We start from the raw sequence: 22734 nt of genomic DNA, 5'->3' as shown, positions 1-22734 counted from the left end.
GCGACCTAGGCCCCGACTCCGGGATGAAGTCAAGCGGGGGCGAGGCGGATGAGCCGGTTGGAACGGCAGGAAGCCTCCCGCGACGCAAGGTCGGGGAGGCTTCCATCGGGCTGCGTCAGTAGGTCAGGCCGCGGCCTTCCAGGTCGGCTCCAGCGCCGCATGCGGCGGGCAGGGGGCCACGGCCTGGATGGGCAGTCCGCCCAGTTCATTGGCGTAGCCGTGGTTGACGTCGCGGTGGTGGGCTTCATCGGCGCGGACCACCAGCACTACGTCGCGCAGCGTCGCTTCATCGGGCAGCCCCCAGTAGCGCTTGGCGATCTCGGGGGCCGCGACGTTCGGGCTGCGGCCCTCATCGATCTCGGCGAGATAGTGGGTGTAGCTGATCACCGCCTCCTCTTCGAAATAGCCGACCACGCGGTGGGCCGTCTTCGAGGACACGAGATAGAGGGCGAAGAAGAACAGGTAGAAGACCCACTGCACCGACACGATGACGAAGCGCTCGAACAGCGTCGGCTTCGAGATCTCGATGAAGGTCATCAGGTGCATACGCTCGTTTTCGGCCTCGTCCATCAGGGTCTTGATCCACCCCTTGTCGTCGCACATCCGGCGCAGGCAGCTCAGATGGTTGATGGTGGCTCCGACCATCCCGGGAACGGCCGCAACGGTCTCCAGCACGACAGCCCGGTGGCCGTAGCGCTTGGCGAAGAAGGTGTCGGCGCAGAAGCGCAGCAGCTTGGTGAAGCCAAAGGCGACCCGGTCCGACAGTCCCTTGGGCTGATGGTGGATCGAAAGGTCGACGAGAGGGGCGGTCATGGCCTTGGCTCCTGCTGATCCGGAGAGCGCTCCGGGCCGCTGCGGCGGCGTCTTGAAGATGCAACCGGTGTAGAAGCGACCGCCCGACGGCGGTATTCGGGTCTTCGCCCTAAGGGGAATCCCGGAGGCGCGGACGTCGGCCGGACGGGGCAAGGAGCATCGATGCGAGCCTTTCAGTCCCCGGAGACAGCGCCCTCGGCCCTCATCCGCCCGGCCTCGCCATGGCTGGCGGTCGCGGCGGCGGTGGTCGTCGCCCTTGCCGGCGCGGGGCTGCGCGCCGCCCTCGGCGAGCGCATCGGTGACCACGGCGCGTTTCTGGTCTTTGTCCCGGCGGTGGTGGTCGGCGCCGCCATGGGCGGCTGGATTTCGGGAGCGGCCGCGGCGCTGATCGGGCTCTGCGCGGGATTGCTGCTTTCGCCCCTCAGCCCCGCCTTATGGATCGAGGCCGCCCTGTTCGTCGGTGTGGCGGCGGCCGTGACGGTGGGCGGCGAGTGGTTCCAGCGCGCCCACCGCGAGCTCTCGGCGCGCGAGACCCACCTGCGGCTGATCCTGAACACCATCCCTGACGCCATGATCCTGATCGACGACACCGGTCTGATCCGCGCCTTCAGCCCCACGGCCGAGCGCCTGTTCGGCTGGTCCGTCGACGAGGCGATTGGCCAGAATGTCAGTGTTCTGATGCCGCCACCCCACCGTGAGGCGCACGACGGCTATCTGCAGCGCTACTACCGGACGGGCGAGCGCCGCATCATTGGTCTCGGGCGGATCGTCGTCGGTCAGCGCAAGGATGGCTCGACCTTCCCCATGGAACTCGCCGTCGGCGAGATGCGCACCGGCGAGGGCCGCTTCTTCACAGGGTTCGTCCGCGACCTGACCGAACGCCAGCAGGCCGAGGCGCGGATGCAGGAGCTGCAGAGCGACCTCGTGCGGGTCTCCCGGCTGACGGCGCTGGGCGAGATGGCGTCGGCCCTGGCGCACGAACTGAACCAGCCGCTCACTGCCATCTCCAACTATCTGAAGGGCTCGAAGAGGCTCCTGGACTCGAAGGGGCTCGGTGACGATCGGATCGCGACCGCGCTCGATCAGGCTGCGGATCAGGCCCTGCGCGCGGGTGTCATCATCCGGCGGCTGCGCGAGTTCGTGTCCCGCGGCGAGACGGAGCGGCGCATCGAGGATCTGCCGAAACTCGTCGAGGAGGCCAGCGCCCTGGCCCTCGTCGGGGCACGCGAGCACGGTGTGCGCGTGCGGTTCGAGATCGATCCCGCGGCCGATCGCGTGCTCGCCGACAAGGTGCAGGTGCAGCAGGTGCTGCTCAATCTGATCCGCAACGGAATGGACGCCATGGAGGAGTCACCGAAGCGCGAGCTGCTCATCGCCGCGGCCCCGGTCGACGCCGAACTGCTGCGGGTGTCGGTCTCGGACACCGGAGCGGGCGTCGGCGAAGACTTCGCGGACCAACTGTTCCAGCCGTTCGTGACCAGCAAGCGGTCCGGCATGGGCGTGGGGCTTTCCATCTCCCGCACCATCATCGAGACGCACGGCGGCCGTATCTGGTTTGAGCCCAACCCCGGCGGCGGGACCGTCTTCCATTTCACGCTACAGCGCGCTCGTATCGAAGAGGAGGCTGCCGATGGCGACTGACACCATCATCCATGTCATCGATGACGATGCGGCGGTGCGCGACTCCATCGCCTTCCTTCTGGAGACCGCCGATCTTGACCGCGCGGACCTATGAATCCGCGGTCGCCTTTCTCGCTGAGCAGGATCGTCCAGCGGGCTGCATCGTCACCGACGTCCGTATGCCCGACATGACCGGCCTCGAGCTCGCCCGCCGGTTGCGTGACAGCGGGTCGGTCGAGCCCGTCATCGTGATCACCGGCCACGCCGACGTGCCGCTCGCCATCGAGGCCATGCGCGCGGGCGTCGTGGACTTCATCGAAAAGCCCTTTGACGACGAGGTTCTCCTCGCCTCGATCCACCGGGTTCTGGATCAGGCGGCCAAGGCGACGTCTGCGGAGACTGAACGGCGGGAGTTCGCCGCCCGACTGGAGGCCCTGTCACCCCGCGAGCGAGACGTCGTCGACGGTCTGGTCAAGGGGCACGCCAACAAGGTGATCGCCTTCGACCTCGGCATCAGCCCGCGCACCGTTGAGGTCTACCGCGCCAACGCGATGACCAAGATGCAGGCCGGCAGCCTGTCCGAACTCGTGCGGATGGTGATGACGGTGGGACCGCCCTGAGGGCGGGGGGTGGATCAGCTCGCTGCGTAAGCTTCCACCTCCGCTACCCGCGCCGCCTTCTCGGCCTCGCTCATGAACGATCCCTCGAAGCTGTTGCGCGCCATCTGCGTCACCTGCTCCCGCGTCAGGCCCACGGCCGCGGCCAGCTGCCGGTAGTTCTCGTTCACATAGCCGCCGAAATAGGCCGGGTCGTCCGAGTTCAGCGTCACGTGCAGTCCGCGGCGCAGCATCTCCGGGACGGGGTGATCCTTCAGGTCCTTCACCACGCAGAGCTTGAGGTTCGACAGCGGGCACACGGTCAGCGTCATCTGCTCCGCGACCAGCCGCTCGACCAGCGCCTCGTCCTCCATCGAGCGGTTGCCGTGATCCATCCGGTCGATGTGCAGCAGGTCCAGCGCCTCGTGCACATAGGCCGGCGGCCCCTCCTCGCCGGCGTGGGCGCACAGTTTCAGACCCAGCTCGCGGGCCGCGGCGAATACGCGCTGGAACTTCGACGGCGGATGCCCGACCTCGGACGAATCCAGCCCCACGCCGACGAAGTGGTGCAGATACGGCCTGGCCATCTCCAGCGTGGCGAACGCTTCCGCCTCGCTCAGGTGGCGCAAGAAGCTGAGGATTAGGCCGCTGGTGACGCCCAGCTCCGCCTTCGCCCGGTCCATCCCGGCGATCAGCCCCTCGGCCACGACCCCGAACGGCACGCCCCGGTCGGTGTGGGTCTGGGGGTCGAAGAAGATCTCGGCGTGGCGCACGTTGTCGGCGGCCGCGCGCCGAAAATAGGCGAAGGCCAGGTCCTCGAAATCCCGCCGCGTCAGCAGCACGTTCGCCCCGGCGTAATAGATGTCGAGGAAGTCCTGCAGGTTCGAAAAGTCGTACGCCGCCCGCACCGCCTCGACGCTGTCGAACGGAATGGCCACGCCGTTGCGCTGGGCCAGCTCGAACATCAGTTCGGGCTCCAGCGACCCCTCGATATGCAGGTGGAGCTCCGCCTTGGGCAGGCCGGCGATATAGGCGTCAAGGGACATGGGCGGGCTTCCGGTCGAACGGGACGGGCGAGGGCGGCGCGGCGGTGATCGACCCCAGCACGCCGGCCGCCAGTCGGCGGTGCGAAACGATAAGGGTCTCCGGCGCCGTGCGGAAGTCGTTCTGCAGCCAAAGCCTCAGCTGCCCGATGAAAGCCCCGGCGAGGAAGGCGGCCGTCTGACGCCGCTCTTCGGGATGCAGACCGGCGGCCAGCTTCTCCAGATTGGCCTCCGCGATCAGGCGCAGCTTCCGCTCTCCGGCGGCCAGCATCACCTCCATCGACCGTGACGGCGCGACCCGCCGGGAGAAGGCGTCATTGCCCGCGATATGCATCACCACATGGGCGACCGGCAGGATGTCGGACGACAGGCCTTCGCGCCGGGCCGCGCTGTCGCAGGCCGCGATCATCCCGGCGAACGACTGGCCGAGGAAGTCGTCGCGGTTCCTGAAGTGCGCATAGAAGGTAGAGCGGCCCACCCCCGCCGCCTTCACCAGATCACCGACGCGAATGTCCTCGAGGTCGCGGGTCCGGCCCAGGGCGATCAGGGCATGGGCCAGCCGCAGCCGCGTGCGGGCGATGCGCTCATCCATGCCGCTGCCGTTTCCGGACATTCTCCGCCCCGTTGTCCCGCATCCTCGCGGAGGCGCCGGACGCCCGCTGGTTTTCGCCCTGATCCATGCCAACCACAAGGCGCACAGCGTCGGGAGGACATCGCATGCACGCCAATCCAAAGGCCGGAGCCGGGGCCCTGATCTTCGGCTGGGTCGCCTATATCGCCCTGATGGCGGTGCATCCGACCCACCTCGGCGGACCCTCGCTGGGCCACGTCGATCTCAATGACGCCGTCCACTGGACCGCCCTGCTGGTCGTGCCGGTGCTGGCCTACGGATATCTGGAGCTGGCGCGCTGGCTCGGCCTGTCCCGCGCCCTGCCGCTGCTCGGCCTCAGCTTCATCAGCTTCAGCCTGTTCGCCGGCATGGTCGCCGGCACGCTGAACGGGCTGGTAATGCCACAGGTGCTGCAGCCCGACTTGCCGGGAGAGATCGGACCCGACGGCGTCGACGCCTTGCGCCGGCTGGTCTGGTGGACCAATCAGGGCTTCTCCGCGATCCACTACACGCTGGCGGCCATAGCCACGGGCGTCTTCGGTCTGGCCTGGCTCAGCCGTCCCGGCGGTCGCCCGCTCGGCGTGTCAGGCTTGCTGATCGCCGGAGCCTTCCTGCTCTGGCTGGCCAGCGGAACATGGCGGCCGGACGTGCATGGGGCGCTGTTCGTGGTGCTCGCCCTCGGCGGCTGGTCGATTTCGGCGGCCTTCGCCATGCGCCGCGAAGACCCGGCTGACGCCTGACTTACATCCGTTCCGGCGTGTCGATGCCCAGCAGGTCCAGCGCCCGCTCCAACTGGTCCAGCACCGCCTTCGACAGCGTCAGCCGCGAACCCTTCGTCGCCTCGTCCGGCGCGCCGAGCACCGGACAGGCGGCGTAGAATTTCGAGAACGACTGGGCCAGTCGGTAGGCGTGCTCCGAGATCAGGTGCGGCATCCGCTTGTCGTAGGCATCGGCCGTCGCCTGCGAGAAGGCGTCCAGCGTCAGCGCCAGATCGCGCTCGGCCGGTTCGCCGACCGCCACCGCCCCGGCCGTCGCACCCTGTTCCGCCGCCCGCCGCAGCAGGGATTTGATCCGCACCGCCTGGTACAGCAGATACGGCCCCGTCTTGCCCTCGAAGCTCATGAACCGGTCGAGGTCGAAGACGTAGCTGGTCGTCCGGCTGTTCGACAGGTCAGCGAATTTCAGCGCCGCCACCGCCACCTTGCGGGCGATGTCGTCGAACTCGGCCTCGGGCAGGTCGGCCCCCAGCTTCGCCTCGCGCAGCCGCTCCCGCGCATTGTCCGTGGCCATGGTGATCAGGTCGTGCAGCTTCAGCACGCCCCCCGCGCGGGTCTTGAACGGCTTGCCGTCCGGCCCGTTCATCGTGCCGAAGCCGAGATGCTCCAGCGCCCCCTCGGATGCATAGCCGGCCAGATACGCCGCCCGGAACACCTGCTCGAAATGCTCCGCCTGCCGCTCGTCAACGACATAGAGGATCAGGTCCGGCCCGATGGCCTTCCTGCGGTCGAGGATCGTCGCCAGATCGGTCGTGCCGTACATGGCCGATCCCTCGGACGAGATGACCAGCAGGGGCGGCGGGCTCGCCGCCTCGACGACGCTGCCGTCGGCCAGCTTGCGCTTCCGCGTCTCGCCCGGCCTCGCGACATGCACCACCCGCGCCCCGGCGTCCTCGACCAGCAGGCCGGTCGTCTCCAGGTGCGCGATCATCTCGGGCATCAGCGGATCGGCGTCGCTCTCGCCGTTCCACAGGTCGAAGGTCACGCCCAGCGCCCCGAACTCGCGCTGCAGCCCGCTCATCGACACGTCGTGCATATGCCGCCACAGGGCCCGGTAGCCGGGCCGTCCGGCTTGCAGTTCCGCCGTCGCCTTGCGCGCACGATCGCGGAAATCGGTGTCTTCCTTGGCCCGCGCCGCGGCCGCCGGATACAGCCGCTCCAGGTCTTCCAGCGTCACCGGGCTTTCGGCCGGGAAGGGGCCGTCGCCCTCCGCCATGAACCCGTCGCCCTTGCCCTCGTCGCCCACGGCGACGATCAGCAGGCCCATCTGGAAGCCCCAGTCGCCGAAATGCGCGTCGCCCCACACGGTGTCGCCGCGGAAACGGAACAGCCGCTTCAGGCTCTCGCCGATGATCGAGCTGCGCAGATGCCCCACGTGCATCGGCTTGGCCACGTTCGGCCCGGCGTAGTCGATCACCACCTTGCGCGGCTCGGCGACCAGCGAGGCCCCGGCGTGCTCGTGGTCCGCCGCCACCTCGGCCGCCCGCTGCGCCAGCGCGCCATCGGCGAGCTTCAGGTTGATGAACCCCGGCCCGGCGACCTCGACCGACGCCAGCCGGTCGTCGCCCTTCAGCCGCTCGGCCACGCGCGTCGCCAGCTCGCGCGGATTGGCCTTCAGCGCCTTGGCCGCGGCAAGCGCTCCGTTCGACTGGAAGTCGGCCAGATCCGGCCGGTCCGACGGCGTCACGCGGGCGAGGGCGGCGTCCACGCCTTCGGCGGCGAATGCGGCCCCGACCGCCTCGCCCAGAACAGTCCTGAGGTCGGTCATTACTGGGCGGCGGGCGGCGTGGTCGTGCCCGCGTTGACGCGGAACCGGCTGCCGGTGCGGTTGAACTCGGCCATCTGCGGCGTGACGTCGAAGCCGACCAGGATTTCGAAATTGTCACCGCTGGTGGTGGCGTCCGCGCGCGGGATGAAGATGGTCTGGTCCTGCGTGACGGTGGCCATCGGCTGGCCGGCGAAATTCACCGGCAGGTCGAAATACTCCTTGGCCAGCACCGCCTTGTTCCGCTCGGTCACGGCGATCCAGTAGCGATAGGTGCGGCCGTCGCCCTGCGCCTGCGGACCGCGGCCCAGGTTGAACAGCACGCGGGTCTGCACCGTGATCGGCTGGTCGGCCTGATAGGCGCATTCCGACGTCAGCCCCTCGATCTCGCCGGTGAAGCCGACGTTGGCCGAGGACACCCGGTCGCCGGTCAGCTCCACATAGCGGGCGGCGTCGTAGAGGATTTTCACATAGGGGCAGGGGCCGGCGGCGGCGTTGCGGCGCAGCGGCGCGATGCGCGGCGCGCGCTGGCGCTGGTTCTGCTGCGAGCCGTCGGCGTTTTCGCCGTTCTCGGACCCCGGACGGTTCTGCTGGCCCGGGCGGGACTGGGCGTCCGCCGCCAGCGGAACCGATACCAGCGCCGCGGCGGCGAGGGCGGAAGTCAGGGAAATCTTGAAGACGCGACGCATCGAAGGCTCTTCCAGGAACGAGGAGGCGCGCGACATCCCGACGCCGGGGGCACGCTCGTTGCTGATAGCGGCTAAAGCGAGGCGCGGCAAACCCGCGCTGGAGCCCTGTGCAAGCCAATGCGTGGTGGCGGCGCGGGGGCTGAACCATTAGGTTCCACGCATGACCCTGCACGCGCCGATCCCGGCTCCCGAAAAGCGTCCGCTGACCGTCCGCCTGGCGACCCCGCGCGGCTTCTGCGCCGGCGTGGACCGGGCCATCCAGATCGTCGAGCGGGCCATCGAGAAATACGGCGCCCCCGTCTATGTCCGCCACGAGATCGTGCACAACCGTCACGTCGTCGACCGCCTCAAGGCCATGGGCGCCGTCTTCGTCCGCGAGTTGGACGAATGCCCCGACGATCGACCTGTGGTCTTCTCGGCCCACGGCGTGCCCAAGTCCGTGCCCGCCGGCGCCCGCGCCCGTGAGATGCTCTATCTCGACGCCACCTGCCCGCTGGTTTCCAAGGTCCATGTCGAGGCCGAGCGCCACCACGCCGCCGGCCGCCACATCATCCTGATCGGCCATGCCGGCCACCCCGAGGTCGTCGGCACCATGGGCCAGCTCCCGCCCGGCGCCATCAGCCTGATCGAGACCGTCGAGGACGCCGAGGCCTTCCAGCGCCCCGGCGACGCGCCGCTGGCCTACGCCACCCAGACCACCCTGTCGGTCGACGACACCAGCGAGATCCTCGCCGCCCTGAAGCGTCGCTTCCCTGAGCTTCCGGACCCGCACAAGGAAGACATCTGCTACGCCACCACCAACCGGCAGGAGGCCGTCAAACGGCTCGGCGCCGGCTGCGATCTGGTGCTGGTGGTCGGGTCCAAGAACTCGTCCAACTCCGTCCGGCTGGTCGAGGTCGCCCTGCGCGCCGGGGCCCGCGACGCCCGGCTTGTCGACGACGCCTCCCAGGTCGACTGGGCGTGGCTCGACGGTGTGACCACCCTTGGCATCACCGCGGGCGCCTCAGCTCCCGAGCCCTTGATCGAGGCCCTCGTCGACGCCGTCCGCGCCCGCTTCGACGCCGAGGTCACCGAGGACGCCGGGGAACGCGAGACTGTCACCTTCAAGCTCCCGCGCGTCCTGACCGCCTGATCGAACGCCGCTTGCGCAAGCGGAGCCTTTGCCGTTGGCTGGCGTTACCGTAGCGAGCCGTCCGAGGATGAACATGCGCTTACGCACCGCCTTCGCCGCCCCGATTGCCGCCCTGTCGATCGCCGCCCTCACGGCCGCCTGCACGCAGGAGGCGGAGGCCCCGCCCCAGCCTGTCGAACCGTCCCCCGCGCCGGCGACCCCGACCGCTCCGCCGATCAGCTACGCCTGCGAAAGCGGCCAGTCCGTCACCGTCGCCTACCCCGACACCGCCACCGCCCAGCTGACCTACAACGGCCAGAGCTACACCCTGCGCACCGCGCAGGCGGCCAGCGGCGCCCGCTACACGGGCACGGGTCTGGAGTGGGCCACGGTCAACCGCGACGGGCAGGAAAGCGCCACCCTCAGCCGCCTCGGTCCCAACGACGATGTCGGCATCGCCGTGCTGGAACGCTGCAGCCGTCCCAGCGTCAGCGCTGTTCCCACCGGTCCTGCTCCGGCGCCACAGCCAGCCCCGGGCGGCGTCCTGCCCACGGCGGCGCCCTGCAAGGGCCCCCAGCTCAAGCTGTCGAACGACGGCGGGGACGCGGGCATGGGCAACCGGGTCGCCAACATCGGCGTGCAGAACATCGGCGCGACCGCCTGCAGCATGACGGGCTATCCGGGCGTGGTCCTGCAGGACCGGCAGGGCCGTACCCTGACCACCATCCGCAGCGAGCAGAGCCCCGGCAGCTATTTCACCCAGGGGCAGGCGCCCGCGCCGGTCACCCTGATGCCCCAGGCCAAGGCCGGCTTCGAACTGGCGTGGACTGTCGTGCCCAATGAAGCCATCGGCGAAAAGACCTGCCCCTCAGCGGCCCGCCTGCGGGTCACCGCTCCGGGCGACACCTCTCCGGCCACGCTCGCCATGGCCTTCACCCCCTGCGGCGGCCGTGTCCGGGTCAGCCCGATCCGCTCGCTGGCCCCTGCGACACAGCCGGCCCCGGCGCCGACCGTCTAGGGCTTCAAACCGCCGCGAAAACGGCGTAGCGGAGCGCGCATGACAGCGACCTTCCATGCCCGCGTCTCCGCGGAACTCGCCGACATCGCCGCCCAGGGGCTGACCAAGCCCGAACGGGTCATCGCCTCCCGTCAGGGGCCCGTGATCCGGGTCGGCGGACGCGATGTGCTCAACTTCTGCGCCAACAACTATCTCGGTCTCGCCGGCGACGAGCGGGTGACGCAGGCCGGGATCAGGGCGCAGGAGCAATGGGGCGCCGGCACCGCCTCCGTCCGCTTCATCTGCGGCACGCTGGAGATTCACAAGGAACTCGAACGCGCCATCGCCGACTACCTCGGCTTTGAGGACACCATCCTGTTCGCCGCTGCCTTCGACGCCAACGGCGGCATCTTCGAACCCCTGTTCGGGGCCGAGGACGCCATCGTCTCCGACAGCCTGAACCACGCCTCGATCATCGACGGCGTCCGGCTGTGCAAGGCCAAGCGCTACCGCTTCGCCACCTCCGACATGGATGACCTCGAGGCCCAGCTGAAACAGGCCCGGGCCGACGGCGCGCGCGAGATCGTCATCGCTACCGACGGCGCCTTCTCGATGGACGGCTACATCGCCCGGCTGAAGGACATCCGCGCCCTCGCCGACAAATACTCGGCCCTGATCATGGTCGACGACTGCCACGCCACGGGCTTCCTCGGTCCGCAGGGCCGGGGCTCCTATGCCCACCACGGCGTGCAGGTCGATTTCGTCACCGGCACCTTCGGCAAAGCGCTGGGCGGGGCCATGGGCGGCTTCATCTGCGCCACGTCGGAAGTGGTCGCCCTGCTGAAACAGCGGGCCCGGCCCTACCTCTTCTCCAACGCCCTGAGCCCCGCCGTCTGCGGCTCGTCGCTGGAGGCCATCCGCATCGCCGGGGGCGAGGAGGGCGACGCCCTGCGCAAACAGTTGTTCGCCAACGCCGCCCGTTACCGCGCCGCGATGACGCAGGCCGGCTTCAACCTGCTGCAGGGCGAGCACCCGATCATCCCGGTGATGCTGGGCGACGCGAAACTGGCCCAGGACTTCGCTGCCCGGGCGCTGGAGCTGGACGTGTATGTCATCGGCTTCAGTTTCCCCGTGGTCCCGCGCGGCCAAGCCCGCATCCGCACCCAGATGTCTGCGGCCCACACCTTCGAACAGATCGATCAAGCGGTCGCGGCGTTCACGACGGCCGGCAAGGAACTGGGAGTTATCTGATGGCTGACACCATGAAGGCACTGGCCAAGACCCGGCCCGAAGTCGGTCTGGAACTGATCGACGCTCCGATCCCCGTCGCCGGACCCGAGGACGTGCTGATTCGGGTGCACCGCACCGCTGTCTGCGGCACCGACATCCACATCTGGAACTGGGACGAGTGGTCCCAGAAGAACGTCCCCGTGCCGATGATCACCGGCCACGAGTTCGCCGGCGAGATCGTCGCCATCGGCAGCGACGTCGACCGCCGGCTCAAGGTCGGCCAGCGCGTCTCGGCCGAGGGCCACGTCATCGACCTGAACTCCGAAGCGGCCCGCGCCGGTCATTTCCACCTCGACCCGGCCACCAAGGGCATCGGCGTCAACCGTCAGGGCGCCTTCGCCGAATACGTCGTGGCCCCCGCCTTCAACGTCATCGAACTGCCGGACGACGTGCCCTACGAGATCGGCTCGATCCTCGATCCGTTCGGCAACGCCGTGCACACGGCCCAGCAGTTCGACCTGCTCGGCGAGGACGTGCTCGTCACTGGCGCCGGGCCCATCGGCATGATGGCCGCCGCCGTCGCGCGTCACGCCGGCGCCCGCACCGTCGTCCTGACCGACATCAACGACTTCCGCCTCGAGCTGGCCCAGAAGGTCGCGCCCGGCGTGCGCACCGTGAACACCACGAAGGAAGACCTCAAGGACGTCATGCACGAGCTCGGCCTCAAGGTCGGCTTCGACGTGGCGCTGGAAATGTCGGGTTCGCCGATCGCCTTCAAACAATGCGTCGACACCCTGATCATGGGCGGCGGTATGGCCCTGCTGGGCATTCCGTCGAAACCGATGGAGACCGACTGGGGCGCGATCATCCTCAAGGCGCTTACCATCAAGGGCGTCTACGGCCGCGAGATGTTCACCACCTGGCGCAAGATGCTGGGCCTGCTCAAGGCCGGTCTCGACCTGACCCCGCTGATCACCCACCAGATGTCCTACGCCAACTATCGCGAGGGCTTCGAGGCGATGAAGTCGGGCCAGTCGGGCAAGGTCGTGCTCGACTGGGACAAGGCCGCCTGAAGACGGAACCGTCGATGACGCACGGCCCCGTCGTGGCCTTTCTGCAAGGCGAGGGGCCGGACGGCCGCGGCCGCACCCTGTTCGAGGTCCTCGCCTTCGACAACGCGGCGCTGGAGCGGAACCACGACTTCATCCAGTGGCTCTTCCCGCTGCCGGAGCCGTCCGCCGCCGTGCCCGACGCTCCGGTTCTCACGGAAGCGGACGTCGAGGCGCTTCGCGAGTCCACCCTGGCCCATTGCGCCCTGGCGGCGGCGACCGATCGCATGATCGCCTTCTATGGCGCCACGCATCAGTGGTGGGCGCCGCACGACCACAACCATCTGCGCATCACGCGGATCATCCGCTCGCTCCGGCTGCTGCGCGGAGACGACGAGGCTGACGCCTTCCGCGCCGCCATCCTGTCGATGGTCGAGGCGGCGCGGGCGCCGGTCAGCGCCCGCAGCCGCGGCTACTGGATGACCGCCTGAGGTCAGGCGGCGGCCGGCTCGTCCTTCTTCATCGTCGCCATGAAGACGATGATGACGAACAGCAGCATGGAGCTGACCAGCCCGATCTCCGAAGCGATCATGGCCGGCATGAAGACCGGCTTCTGCATCAGCATCAGCGCCAGCGACGGCATCAGGATCAGGAAGCCCAGAACCGACAGGGCGAAATGCGCCATCGGCAGCCAGCCGCGCGCCGCCGCCGGGAACGACCGGTAAAACAGGCCGAACAGCATCATCGACGCGAAGCCCAGCAGATTGATGTGCGCGTGCACCGGACGCAGGACGAAGTCCTGGTTCGCCCCCATCCAGACACCCAGCGTCATCCCGACCAGAGCCGAGAGCGCGCCGAGGCGCAGAAAGTTATTCGATACCGACATGGTGTGGTCCCTCCGACAAACGGCGTCCGTAGAGCGTCGTTCTCCCAAGGGATCAAGTTACATCCGATTCAGCCTTGCGGCGCAAACCGGCGCCGTTCAGCCCCGCAGCACCCGGGCCAGCGCCCGCTCGAACGTCGCCGCCTCGGGCCCCGGCAGCGCGCCGTGCAGCCGCCCCTCCTGATACAGTTCGAACACCTTGGGGTGCACATAGGAGGCCCGGCAGACCGTCGGCGTATTGCCCAGCAGGCCCGCCACGGCCTTGACGCAGACGTTGATCCGCCGCTTCGCCTCGGTCGCGGACGAGGGCGGCTCCGCGTCCCGCAGCGCCCGCGCCGCCGACACCGTCCCTGCCCAGGTGCGGAAATCCTTGGCCGAGAACTGCTCGCCCATGGCCTCGCGGATATAGGCGTTCACATCGTCCGAGGTGACCGCGCACAGCGCGCCGCTCTCGTCCCGGTATTTGAACACCTGCTGTCCCGGCAGTTCCCGCAGGCCGCGCACCACCGTCGCCAGCCGCCGGTCGCGCACCTTGACCTCGTGCTCCACCCCGCTCTTGCCCTTGAAGGCGAACTTCAGCGACGTCCCGTCCACCGCCAGATGCCGCTTGTTCAGCGTCGTCAGCCCGTACGACCGGTTCTGCTTCGCATATTGTGCGTTGCCGACCCGGATCAGGGTCAGTTCCAGCAGCCGCACCGCCGTCGCCAGCACCTTCTCCCGGCACGGCCCCCGCCGGTTCAAATCCGCCTCGACCCGCTTGCGCAGCTTCGGCAGCGCCTTGGCGAAGTCAGGCAGTTTTTCGAACTTGGTCTCCGACGCATGGGCGCTCCAGTCGGCGTGATAGCGGTACTGTTTGCGCCCCTTCACGTCCCGCCCGGTCGCCTGGATATGTCCCGAGGCGCGCGGGCAGATCCACACGTCCGTCCAAGCCGGCGGAATGGCCAGCGCCCGGATCCGAGCCAGCACCTTCTCGTCGGTGATCTCGCGCCCCCTGGCGTCATGATAGTGGAAGCCGTCCCCGGCCGCAGTGCGGTGGATGCCCGGGTGCTCGTCGCTGCACCAGCTCAGGCCTTCCGGGATCGCGGCGGGATCGGCGAGCGTCACCCCTGCGCCTCGCGAAGCCGAGCCCTCAGGCCGTCGATCCACTCCCGTCCCGCGTCCCCGCCCCACAGCTGCCAGGCGATATAGCCGGCCGACGGCCTGGCCCGGTTGTCCCAGTCGCGCCCGTATTTATCGACCGCGTGCCGGGCGAAGTAGCTGTACATCGACTTGATGTCGCGATCGCTGACGGTCTCCCGCGCCCCCAGCTGCTCCGCGCGCCGCACCCCGACTTCGGTCCCGCCGCGCCCGTGTTCCTCGCGCAGCTCCAGACCCTTCAGGGCGGCCTTCGCCACCGCCGCGGGCGGAGTGCGGTCCTTGTCGGAAAGGGCGGGGTGGTCGATCAGCATCGGCGGCTCTCTGGCGGACTGCGCAAACGGCGGGCGAGGCCGCCGGTTCCTGCGGCCTTGACCGCGCCGGCGCCACGGGGGAACAGCGATCATGAACTATCGTCACAGCTTCCACGCCGGGAATTTCGCCGACCTCGTCAAACACGCCCTCGTGCTGTGGCTGCTCGAGCGGCGGCAGGCCGGAGGCCCGGTCGCGGTGATCGACACCCACGCCGGCGCCGGCGTCTATGACCTGACCGGCGACGCCACGCGCTCGAAGGAGGCCGAGGCCGGCGTCGCCCGCCTGATGGCCGCCGCCGACCGCCCGCCGCTGATCGAAGCCTTGGCCCGCGAGGTCGAGCGGCTCAACCCGAACGGCGGCGCCAACCTCTACCCCGGCTCGCCCCTGCTGATCGCCGGCCGCCTCCGCCCCGACGACCGCTATGTCGGTTTCGAGCTCAACCCGCCCGTCCTTGCCATGCTGGAAGAGGCGCTCGAGCCCTTCGACCAGGCCGTCGGCATGGGCGGAGACGGCTACGATCAGGCCCGCAGCTGGGCCGACCGCGCGCTTGGCGCCTTCGTCCTGATCGATCCCCCGTTCGAGCGTCCCGACGACTACCTCCGCGCCGCCGACACCGCCGCCGCCATCGTCCGCGCCGACCCTCGCGCCACCGTCGCCGTCTGGACCCCGCTCAAGGATCTCGAAACCTTCGACGGCTTCCTCCGCCGCCTCGATCAGGCGGGGATCAAGCGCGCGCTCGTCGCCGAGGCCCGGATGCGGCCCCTGACCAATCCGATGAAGATGAACGGCTGCGCGGTGGTGGTCCTGAACCCGCCCACCGGCGCCGAGGCCGCCGCCTCGGAAATCTGCGGCTGGGTCGCCGGACGGCTCGGCGACGCCGGCGCCCGGGCCGAGGTCTGGATGACGGGGGAGGGCGGCTGATGTCCCGCGTCGCAATCCTCAAGACCGGCGCCCCGCCGCCGGCGCTCGCCGAAACCCACGGCGACTACCCCGCCATGTTCCGCACCCTGCTCGGCGACGGCCATGCGGTCGAGGTGTTCGACGTCCAGGCCGGCGAATGGCCCGACCCCGCCGCCTTCGACGCCGCCATCGTCACCGGCTCCTCGGCCGGCGTTTACGAGCCGGACCCGTGGATCGCCGACCTCCTCGACTGGATTCGGCAGGCGAAAGGCCGCACCGGCCTGATCGGCGTCTGTTTCGGCCATCAGGCCATGGCCCAGGCGCTGGGCGGCCGGGTCGAGAAATCGGACCGCGGCTGGGGCGTCGGCCTGCACCGCTACGACGTCCGTTCGGTCGAGCGATGGATGACGCCGCCCGCCGACGCCGTCGCCATCCCGGCCTCGCATCAGGATCAGGTGGTCGAGCCGCCGGCCGGCGCCCGCGTGATCCTCGCCAGCGCCTTCACCCCCTACGCCGGGCTCGCCTGGGACGACGACGCGATCAGCCTTCAGGCCCATCCGGAATTCACCCCCGCCTATGCCGCCGCTCTGACCGGCGGCCGCCGCGAGCGGATCGGCCCGGCCCTCGTCGACGAGGCGCTGGACAGCCTCGCCGGCCCCGACGACCGCCGGCAGGTCGGCGAATGGCTGCGCCGCTTCATCGCCTCCCGCCCCGCGCGATAGCCGCCGCCGCTAAACCTTGTGCAACCTATGTATGCGACGACCGGTGCTTCACGCCGGACTCCTCATGTCGCTTTTTCGTCTACTCGCGGCGAGTTTCGTACTGCTCGCCGCCCTCGCCGGCGCCTCCAGCGGTCTGGCGCAGCCACCCCTCGCGGGCGCTGCGGCGGATGCGCTCAGCCTCGCCCGGGTGGTCGAACGACGCGCGGGCTCGACCGACTTCGCGGCCCTCGAGGCCTTTGGCTCGGAGGCTCTCCAGCGGCATGATCGCGAGGGCCTGAACCGGCTCTATCACGTGACCTGGACCATCCTGAACCAGGGCGAGTTCGAGCGCGCCGCCGTGTGGAACCGCCGTCTGGCCGAACAGGCCCGGCTGCAGAAGGATGCCCGCTATACCGACATCGCCCGCCTCAACGATCTGACCGCTCGCTACGATCAGGGTGAGGTCGCCGTCGTCGCCGACATGCGCCGCTTCCTGCGTGACGACCGCGACTGGTTCGTCCGCGCCCATGCGGCCCGTCTCGTGGCCCTCGCCCTCGTGGACGAAGGCCGCATCGGCGCGGGTTTGGAACTGCTGGCCCGCGCCCAGGCCGACATCCCCGTCGACGACCCCTTCGCCGCCACGGCCCAGGCCGGCATCTGGGAAGTCGCCGGCATGGGGCTGAAGGACCTCAACGACGTCGCCGGCGCCGCCGACGCCTTCCGCAAATTTGAAGTCGACTACTCCAACCCCGCCTATCCGCGCCCCGACTTCGACAGCCTCTACAATCTGGCCGTCATGGCGGTGAAGATCGGCGATCAGGCCCGGGCGACGGAGTATTACGCCGCCCACCACCGGCTCGCCTCGCGCTCCGACCTGCCGACCCTGGCCATCTACGACGCCAGCCTGTGCGCCACCGTGGCGAACGCGCGCCGCTCGCCGCGGGAGGTCCTCGCCTGCCTTGAACCCTATGGCGAAAGCCTTGGCTCGGCCGCCTTCCTCGCCAAGGACGTCCTGCCCCTTCGCGCCATAGCTCGCGCCCAGACCGGCCAGACCGTCGCCGCCCGCCGCGATCTCGAAACCCTGCGCCGACTTGGGGCCGAGGGCGTCGGAATCGAAGTCCATCACGTCGAGGCCGAGGTGCTGTTCGCCGAGGGCCGCACCGCCGAGGCCTTCAACCTCCTGCGCGCCCATATGCTTGAAAGCGAGACCGACTCCGCCCGCAGCTTCAGCGCCGGCATCCACCAGGTGACCGGCGACATGCAGCACCAGCTGGCCCAGCGCCGGCGGCAGCTGGAGACGGCGCGCTCCAACACCAACCTGCAGCGCGCGGTCATCGGCATCGGCGTCTTCTTCCTCCTCTTCGCCATCGGGACCGTCGCCTGGTTGTCCCGCCAGGCCGACCGCCTCCGCCTCGCCCAGCGCCGGGCCGAGGACGCCAATCGCGCCAAGTCCGAATTCCTCGCCAATATGAGCCACGAGATCCGCACGCCCCTGAATGGCGTCGTCTCCATGGCCGACTCCCTGACACGCCGCCCGCTCGGCGTTCAGGAACGCGAGATGGTCGAACTGATCCGTTCGTCCGGTGTGACCCTCGAACGCCTCCTCTCCGACATCCTCGACACGGCCAAGATCGAGTCCGGTCAGGTGGCCATCGAACCCGCCCCCTTCGATCTCGAACAGCTGATCGGCGACATCGCCGCCCTCTGGCGCGTCAAGGCCGAGGACAAGGGCGTCGCTCTGGAAGTCGCCTTCGATCCCGCCCTCTCGGGCCTGCTGGAAGGCGACGCCGTCCGCCTCCGGCAGGTGCTCACCAATCTCGTCAGCAACGCCCTGAAATTCACCGGCAGGGGCGCGGTTCGCGTGGCCGTCGAGGCGGCCGGTGACCGCGTGGCCTTCCGCGTCAGCGACACCGGCGTCGGCTTCGACACCGAGCAGCGCAGCCGCATCTTCCGCCGCTTCCAGCAGGCCGACGGCTCGATCACCCGCCGCTACGGCGGCACCGGCCTGGGCCTGGCCATCTCCACCGAACTGGTCGAGCTGATGGGCGGGACGCTCGACTGCGACAGCACGCCGGGCGAGGGCTCCAGCTTCTGGTTCGACATCCCGCTGCCGCGCGTGGTGCGTGCCCGCGAGGAGGCCGCCGCGCCCGAGGCTGAGCCGCGCGATGTCACCGCCGCCGCGCTGCGCATCCTGCTCGCCGACGATCATCCGGCGAACCGCAAGGTGGTCGAGATCATGCTGGGCGCCACCGACATGGAGCTGGTCTCCGTCGAGGACGGTCAGAAGGCCGTCGACGCCTTCAAGGGCGGCGGCTTCGACCTTGTGCTGATGGACATGCAGATGCCGGTCATGGACGGCCTCAGCGCCACCGCCGCCATCCGCAGCCACGAGGCGGCTCACGGCCTCTCGCGCACCCCGGTGGTGATGCTGACCGCCAACGCCATGGCCGAACACGTGGAGGCCGGCCGCGCCGCCGGCGCCGACGCCCACCTGACCAAGCCCGTCACCATGACCAGCCTCTTCGACGCCATCGGCGCCGCGCTCGAGCCGGTGAGGGAACCGGAGCCGGCCTAGGCTACCCTTCCCCCCCGCCTTCGCGGGGATGAGCGGGAACAAATAGTCACGGCCACCTCACCAGGGGCGGCATCGAACTGAGGATCGACTCCACGTTCCCGCCCGTCTTCAGGCCGAACGTCGTCCCCCGGTCGTACAGCAGGTTGAACTCCACGTACCGCCCGCGCCGGACGAGCTGCTCCTCGCGCTCCTCCGCCGTCCATGGCTCGGTCATGCGGCGGGCGACGATCTCCGGATAGACCGTCAGGAACGCCTCGCCGACATCGCGGGTGAAGGCGAAGTCGCGGGCCCGGTCGCCGCTGTCCAGGTGGTCATAGAAGATGCCGCCGGTGCCGCGCGGCTCGTTGCGGTGCGGCAGCCAGAAATACTCGTCGCACCACGCCTTGAACCGCGCGTGCCATTCGGGATCGTGGGCGTCGCAGGCGCCTTTCAGCGCCGCGTGGAACGCCACCGTATCCGCCGCGTCCTCACGCCGGTCGACATCCAGCACCGGCGTCAGGTCCGCCCCGCCGCCGAACCAGCCCTTGGTCGTGGCGATGAAGCGGGTGTTCATATGCACCGCCGGGATGCGCGGACTGACGGGGTGGGCGATCAGGCTGATGCCGGTGGCGAAGAACCTCGGGTCCTCCGAGGCCCCAGGGACCGACTTCGCATAGTCGGCGGGGAAGGTCCCGTGCACCGTCGAGACATGCACCCCGACCTTCTCGAACAGCCGGCCGTGCATCATCCCCATGACCCCGCCGCCGCCTTCCTTGCGCTCCCACGGCGTTCTCACGAACCGCCCAGGCTCGCCCGGAAACAGATCGGCCGGCGCCGCGTCTTCCAGCCCTTCAAGCGCCGCATGGATACGGTCCCTCAGGTCCTCGAACCAGGCCCGGGCCTCGGTCTTCTGCTGCGCAAGCGGATCGGCGGCGTCGTTCATGCGCCGGTTCCTATCCCTTCTCCCCTTGCGGGAGAAGGCGCCCCGGAGGGGCGGATGAGGGGTGAGACACCCATGCATCCGGCAAGCCGCCAACCGTCCCGCACCGGAGACGTGGACACAGCCCCCTCATCCGGGCCTCCGGCCCACCTTCTCCCTCAGGGGGAGAAGGAATCCTGTGACGCTGTGCTTACAATCCGCGTTTCTATAGTCGGATAGCGCCGGCAAAGTCCCGCGAATTCAACGGCATCGCCTTTTCTCAAACCGATCTTCTGCGCACGCTATCCTGCGGCCGTATAATGCCTCGTTCGTTTTGCCGCCGGTCTTTGACAATCCATCCCCGCCCGCGCCGTCTGAGGAGCGGCAATCCGGGCATCCGGCTGAACCCGTTCGGATAATCGGGTCGAACCGCACTCTACGGACTCTGTGGACTCATCGCACTCTTCGCACTCTTCGCACGCTTCGGACCCTATTTTTCCGTCCGATGCGACCGGCCCGAGGCCGTTGACGCACGGCCTCCGTCTGCCACTGTCCCGCCACGCATTCCCGGGGAGCCCGTCATGATCCGCGCCGTCCTTCTGTCCACCGCCGCCCTTCTCGCCGTCGCCGCGCCCGCCACCGCACAGGACGAGGCCGCGGCCCGGCGGATCCTTGAACGGACGCCCCTGATCGACGGGCACAACGACCTGCCCTGGGCCCTGCGCGAACAGCAGGGCAATGATCCCTACGCCGTCGACCTGACGACCAACCTGGACGCCTCGACCGCCCTGCACACCGACATTCCACGCCTCCGCGCCGGCGGCGTCGGCGGCCAGTTCTGGTCGGTCTACGTCCCTGCCAGTCTGACCCCGGTCGAGGCGGCCAAGGCCACCTTCGAGCAGATCGACACCGTCAAGCGCATCGTCGCCGCCCATCCCGATGTGTTCGAGCTGGCGACCACGGCCGACGACATCCAGCGCATCCACCGCCGCGGCCGCATCGCCTCCCTGATCGGCATGGAAGGCGGCTATTCGATCGACGATTCCCTCGCCCTGCTGCGCGAGTTTCACGACGCCGGCGCCCGCTATATGACGCTGACCCACTCCACGACCACGACCTGGGCTGACAGCGCCACCGACGCGCCGAAATGGGGCGGGCTCAGCCCGTTCGGCGAGGAAGTGGTCCGCGAGATGAACCGTCTCGGCATGATGGTCGATCTCAGCCACGTCTCCGAGGAGACGATGATGGACGCCATGCGCGTCTCAGAGGCGCCGGTGATCTTCTCCCATTCATCGGCCCGCGCGGTCACCGCCCACCCGCGCAATGTGCCCGACAGCGTCCTGCGCCTGCTGCCGGAAGACGGCGGCGTCGTCATGGTCACCTTCGTGCCCGGCTTCATCAACGAAACGGTGCGCGCCTGGAGCGCCGCCCGCGCCGCCGAGGAAGCCCGGCTCAAGTCCCTGAACCCGGGCGATCCGGCGGCCGTGGCCGGCGGTCTCGAGGCCTGGGTTGCGGCCCACCCGGTGCCCCGGGCCAGCATCGTCGACGTCGTCGCCCACATCCAGCATGTCCGCGATGTCGCCGGTATCGATCACGTCGGCCTGGGCGGCGACTTCGACGGCGTCAGCGCCCTGCCGGATGGCGTCGAGGGCGTCGACGCCTACCCCCGCATCCTCGCCGCCCTGATGGCCAACGGCTGGTCCGAGGCCGACATCCGCAAGCTCGCCGGCGAGAACACGCTGCGGGTCATGCGGGCCGTCGAAGCTGTGGCCGCGGGCAAGCGAGACCAACGGCCCAGCCTCGCCAGGCTGCCGGAGGCCCCCGCCCCGGAATAGCCGTCAGGGCAGGAGGGCCGCGCCGCGCAGCCCGGCCCAAAGCGCGATGCCCGCGCTGACCGACAGGTTCAGCGACCGGGCCTCCGGCCGGATCGGGATCACCACCCGCGCCTCGGCCGCCTCGTGCACATGATCCGGCGCTCCCGTCGGCTCGCTGCCGAACAGCAGGGTGTCGTCGGGCCGGAAGATGAAATCGTCCAGCGGCGTGGCGCCCTTTGTCGTGAACAGCACCAGCCGCCCGGGCCCGCGGTCGCGCTGGAATTCCTCCCAGCCCGCGTGCCTGACCAGATGCCCCAGCGGCCCGTAGTCGAGCGCCGCCCGCTTCATCGCCCGGTCGTCGAAGCGGAAGCCTGTCGGCTCGATCACGTGCAGTTCCACCCCGAAACAGGCGCCCAGACGGATGCAGGCGCCGACGTTCTGCGGAATGGCCGGTTGAAAAAGGGCGAGACGCATTCTAGAGCCCTCATACGCGCGGCCCGGGGGCTTGTCGCGGCTCGATTTGCGAGCGTTTCTCACGAAGCGCCAGCAACTTGCGGCGATGCGCCGCAAAGCCGGGCCGGGCCAGCCATCCGGGACTCGGCTAAGGAACGACAGCGTTGAACGGCGCGCCGCAGGGCGACGCCGCCAACCGCTCAGGAGACGAATCGGTGGCTGCAGACCAGGGCGATCCGAACAACAAGGATCCCAATCGTAGAGACTTCATCCACATCGCGGCCGGTGCGGCTGCGGTGGGAGCCGGAGCCATGGCCGCGTGGCCGCTCGTGAACTCGATGAACCCGGCCGCCGACACCCTGGCGCTGTCGACCATCGAGTTCGACCTGACCAAGGTTCAGCAGGGCCAGCAGGTCGTCATCAAATGGCAGGGCAAGCCGGTGTTCGTGCGCTACCGCACCCCGGCCGAGATCGAGCGCGCCCGCGCCGACGATCACGCCGGCCTCAAGGATCCCGCGACCGACGCCGACCGCGTCAAGCCCGGCCACCAGCAGTATCTCGTCGTCCTCGGCTCCTGCACCCACCTGGGCTGCGTCCCGACGTTCGGCGCCGGCGATTTCGGCGGCTGGTTCTGCCCCTGCCACGGCTCGCACTACGACACCTCGGGCCGCATCCGCAAAGGACCGGCGCCCAAGAATCTGGTCGTGCCGACCTATGACTATGTGTCCGACACCCGCGTGAAAATCGGCTGAGGACGGGCAA

The 22734-nt window shown here is 69.3% G+C and carries 23 protein-coding genes; 13 read left to right on the top strand and 10 right to left on the bottom strand.

Annotated features, from left to right (window positions below; translation table 11 throughout):
• Positions 1-123: 123 nt before the first annotated feature.
• Positions 124-813 (bottom strand): alternative oxidase, encoded by a 690-nt coding sequence (locus GGQ87_RS01755; RefSeq protein ID WP_168044998.1) that lies wholly within the window; start codon positions 811-813, stop codon positions 124-126.
• Between the two features lie 162 nt (positions 814-975).
• Here GGQ87_RS01755 and GGQ87_RS01750 point away from each other — a divergent pair, with 162 nt between their 5' ends.
• Positions 976-2454 (top strand): sensor histidine kinase, encoded by a 1479-nt coding sequence (locus tag GGQ87_RS01750; RefSeq protein ID WP_168044997.1) that lies wholly within the window; start codon positions 976-978, stop codon positions 2452-2454.
• Between the two features lie 74 nt (positions 2455-2528).
• Positions 2529-3053: a response regulator gene (locus tag GGQ87_RS01745; RefSeq protein ID WP_342448283.1), complete on the top strand. Its 525-nt coding sequence runs from the start codon at positions 2529-2531 to the stop codon at positions 3051-3053.
• 14 nt (positions 3054-3067) lie between these two features.
• Here the strand turns inward: GGQ87_RS01745 and GGQ87_RS01740 are convergent, their stop codons facing one another.
• Together GGQ87_RS01740 and GGQ87_RS01735 are read right to left on the bottom strand one after the other, a co-directional pair.
• Positions 3068-4075 (bottom strand): adenosine deaminase, encoded by a 1008-nt coding sequence (locus GGQ87_RS01740; protein WP_168044996.1) that lies wholly within the window; start codon positions 4073-4075, stop codon positions 3068-3070.
• Positions 4065-4664: a TetR/AcrR family transcriptional regulator gene (locus GGQ87_RS01735; protein WP_168044995.1), complete on the bottom strand. Its 600-nt coding sequence runs from the start codon at positions 4662-4664 to the stop codon at positions 4065-4067. Before GGQ87_RS01735 ends, GGQ87_RS01740 begins: the two co-directional genes overlap by 11 nt.
• Positions 4665-4789: 125 nt before the next feature.
• Between GGQ87_RS01735 and GGQ87_RS01730 the strand changes: the two genes are divergently transcribed.
• Positions 4790-5422, top strand: a complete 633-nt coding sequence (locus tag GGQ87_RS01730) for a hypothetical protein (RefSeq protein ID WP_168044994.1) — start codon at positions 4790-4792, stop codon at positions 5420-5422.
• A gap of 1 nt (position 5423) precedes the next feature.
• Here GGQ87_RS01730 and argS read toward each other — a convergent pair whose 3' ends face one another.
• Entirely contained in the window at positions 5424-7226 is a 1803-nt protein-coding gene (gene argS / locus GGQ87_RS01725) for an arginine--tRNA ligase (RefSeq protein WP_168044993.1), read from the bottom strand.
• Positions 7226-7912 carry a Tat pathway signal sequence domain protein gene (locus tag GGQ87_RS01720; protein ID WP_168044992.1) on the bottom strand — a complete coding sequence of 229 codons (687 nt, stop codon included), beginning with the start codon at positions 7910-7912 and terminating at the stop codon, positions 7226-7228. Before GGQ87_RS01720 ends, argS begins: the two co-directional genes overlap by 1 nt.
• 160 nt (positions 7913-8072) lie before the next feature.
• Between GGQ87_RS01720 and ispH the strand changes: the two genes are divergently transcribed.
• The 5 genes from ispH to GGQ87_RS01695 all read left to right on the top strand — a co-directional run bounded on the left by ispH (position 8073) and on the right by GGQ87_RS01695 (position 12790).
• Positions 8073-9044: a 4-hydroxy-3-methylbut-2-enyl diphosphate reductase gene (ispH, locus tag GGQ87_RS01715; RefSeq protein ID WP_168044991.1), complete on the top strand. Its 972-nt coding sequence runs from the start codon at positions 8073-8075 to the stop codon at positions 9042-9044.
• 73 nt (positions 9045-9117) lie between these two features.
• Positions 9118-10041, top strand: a complete 924-nt coding sequence (locus tag GGQ87_RS01710; protein WP_168044990.1) for a DUF4232 domain-containing protein — start codon at positions 9118-9120, stop codon at positions 10039-10041.
• A 39-nt stretch (positions 10042-10080) separates the two neighbouring features.
• Complete coding sequence (locus tag GGQ87_RS01705; RefSeq protein ID WP_168044989.1) at positions 10081-11271, top strand: glycine C-acetyltransferase; 1191 nt, start codon at positions 10081-10083, stop codon at positions 11269-11271.
• Positions 11271-12323, top strand: a complete 1053-nt coding sequence (gene tdh, locus GGQ87_RS01700; RefSeq protein WP_168044988.1) for an L-threonine 3-dehydrogenase — start codon at positions 11271-11273, stop codon at positions 12321-12323. Before GGQ87_RS01705 ends, tdh begins: the two co-directional genes overlap by 1 nt.
• 14 nt (positions 12324-12337) lie before the next feature.
• Positions 12338-12790, top strand: a complete 453-nt coding sequence (locus tag GGQ87_RS01695; RefSeq protein ID WP_168044987.1) for an opioid growth factor receptor-related protein — start codon at positions 12338-12340, stop codon at positions 12788-12790.
• Positions 12791-12792: 2 nt separating this feature from the next.
• Here the strand turns inward: GGQ87_RS01695 and GGQ87_RS01690 are convergent, their stop codons facing one another.
• From GGQ87_RS01690 to GGQ87_RS01680, 3 genes are all read right to left on the bottom strand, one after another.
• Complete coding sequence (locus GGQ87_RS01690; RefSeq protein ID WP_168044986.1) at positions 12793-13185, bottom strand: hypothetical protein; 393 nt, start codon at positions 13183-13185, stop codon at positions 12793-12795.
• Between the two features lie 96 nt (positions 13186-13281).
• Positions 13282-14286, bottom strand: coding sequence for a DNA topoisomerase IB (locus GGQ87_RS01685; protein ID WP_342448282.1), 1005 nt, complete (start codon positions 14284-14286; stop codon positions 13282-13284).
• On the bottom strand, positions 14283-14630 hold the full coding sequence (locus GGQ87_RS01680) for a hypothetical protein (RefSeq protein WP_168044985.1): 348 nt from the start codon (positions 14628-14630) through the stop codon (positions 14283-14285). The genes GGQ87_RS01685 and GGQ87_RS01680 overlap by 4 nt, the downstream gene beginning before the upstream one ends.
• Positions 14631-14721: 91 nt before the next feature.
• Between GGQ87_RS01680 and rlmJ the strand changes: the two genes are divergently transcribed.
• The 3 genes from rlmJ (at position 14722) to GGQ87_RS01665 (ending at position 18807) form a co-directional block, all read left to right on the top strand.
• Positions 14722-15552, top strand: coding sequence for a 23S rRNA (adenine(2030)-N(6))-methyltransferase RlmJ (gene rlmJ / locus GGQ87_RS01675; protein WP_168044984.1), 831 nt, complete (start codon positions 14722-14724; stop codon positions 15550-15552).
• Positions 15552-16253, top strand: a complete 702-nt coding sequence (locus GGQ87_RS01670; RefSeq protein ID WP_168044983.1) for a glutamine amidotransferase-related protein — start codon at positions 15552-15554, stop codon at positions 16251-16253. The genes rlmJ and GGQ87_RS01670 overlap by 1 nt, the downstream gene beginning before the upstream one ends.
• A gap of 64 nt (positions 16254-16317) precedes the next feature.
• Positions 16318-18807, top strand: coding sequence for a hybrid sensor histidine kinase/response regulator (locus tag GGQ87_RS01665; RefSeq protein WP_168044982.1), 2490 nt, complete (start codon positions 16318-16320; stop codon positions 18805-18807).
• 46 nt (positions 18808-18853) lie between these two features.
• Here the strand turns inward: GGQ87_RS01665 and hemF are convergent, their stop codons facing one another.
• Complete coding sequence (gene hemF, locus GGQ87_RS01660) at positions 18854-19729, bottom strand: oxygen-dependent coproporphyrinogen oxidase (RefSeq protein ID WP_168044981.1); 876 nt, start codon at positions 19727-19729, stop codon at positions 18854-18856.
• A gap of 557 nt (positions 19730-20286) precedes the next feature.
• On the opposite strand from hemF, the gene GGQ87_RS01655 reads away from it, so the two are divergent.
• Positions 20287-21540, top strand: coding sequence for a dipeptidase (locus GGQ87_RS01655; RefSeq protein WP_168044980.1), 1254 nt, complete (start codon positions 20287-20289; stop codon positions 21538-21540).
• Between the two features lie 3 nt (positions 21541-21543).
• Here GGQ87_RS01655 and GGQ87_RS01650 read toward each other — a convergent pair whose 3' ends face one another.
• Positions 21544-21993: a tRNA (cytidine(34)-2'-O)-methyltransferase gene (locus GGQ87_RS01650; RefSeq protein ID WP_168044979.1), complete on the bottom strand. Its 450-nt coding sequence runs from the start codon at positions 21991-21993 to the stop codon at positions 21544-21546.
• A 194-nt stretch (positions 21994-22187) separates the two neighbouring features.
• Here GGQ87_RS01650 and petA point away from each other — a divergent pair, with 194 nt between their 5' ends.
• A complete protein-coding gene (petA, locus tag GGQ87_RS01645) occupies positions 22188-22724 on the top strand; it encodes a ubiquinol-cytochrome c reductase iron-sulfur subunit (protein ID WP_168044978.1) in 537 nt (178 codons plus the stop codon).
• Positions 22725-22734: the final 10 nt, after the last annotated feature.

Origin of the sequence: Brevundimonas alba, from assembly GCF_011927945.1 — a bacterium.
Classification (GTDB): domain Bacteria; phylum Pseudomonadota; class Alphaproteobacteria; order Caulobacterales; family Caulobacteraceae; genus Brevundimonas; species Brevundimonas alba.
Note: the sequence above shows the minus strand (reverse complement) of the source record. Positions and strands in the feature narration are given on the sequence as shown.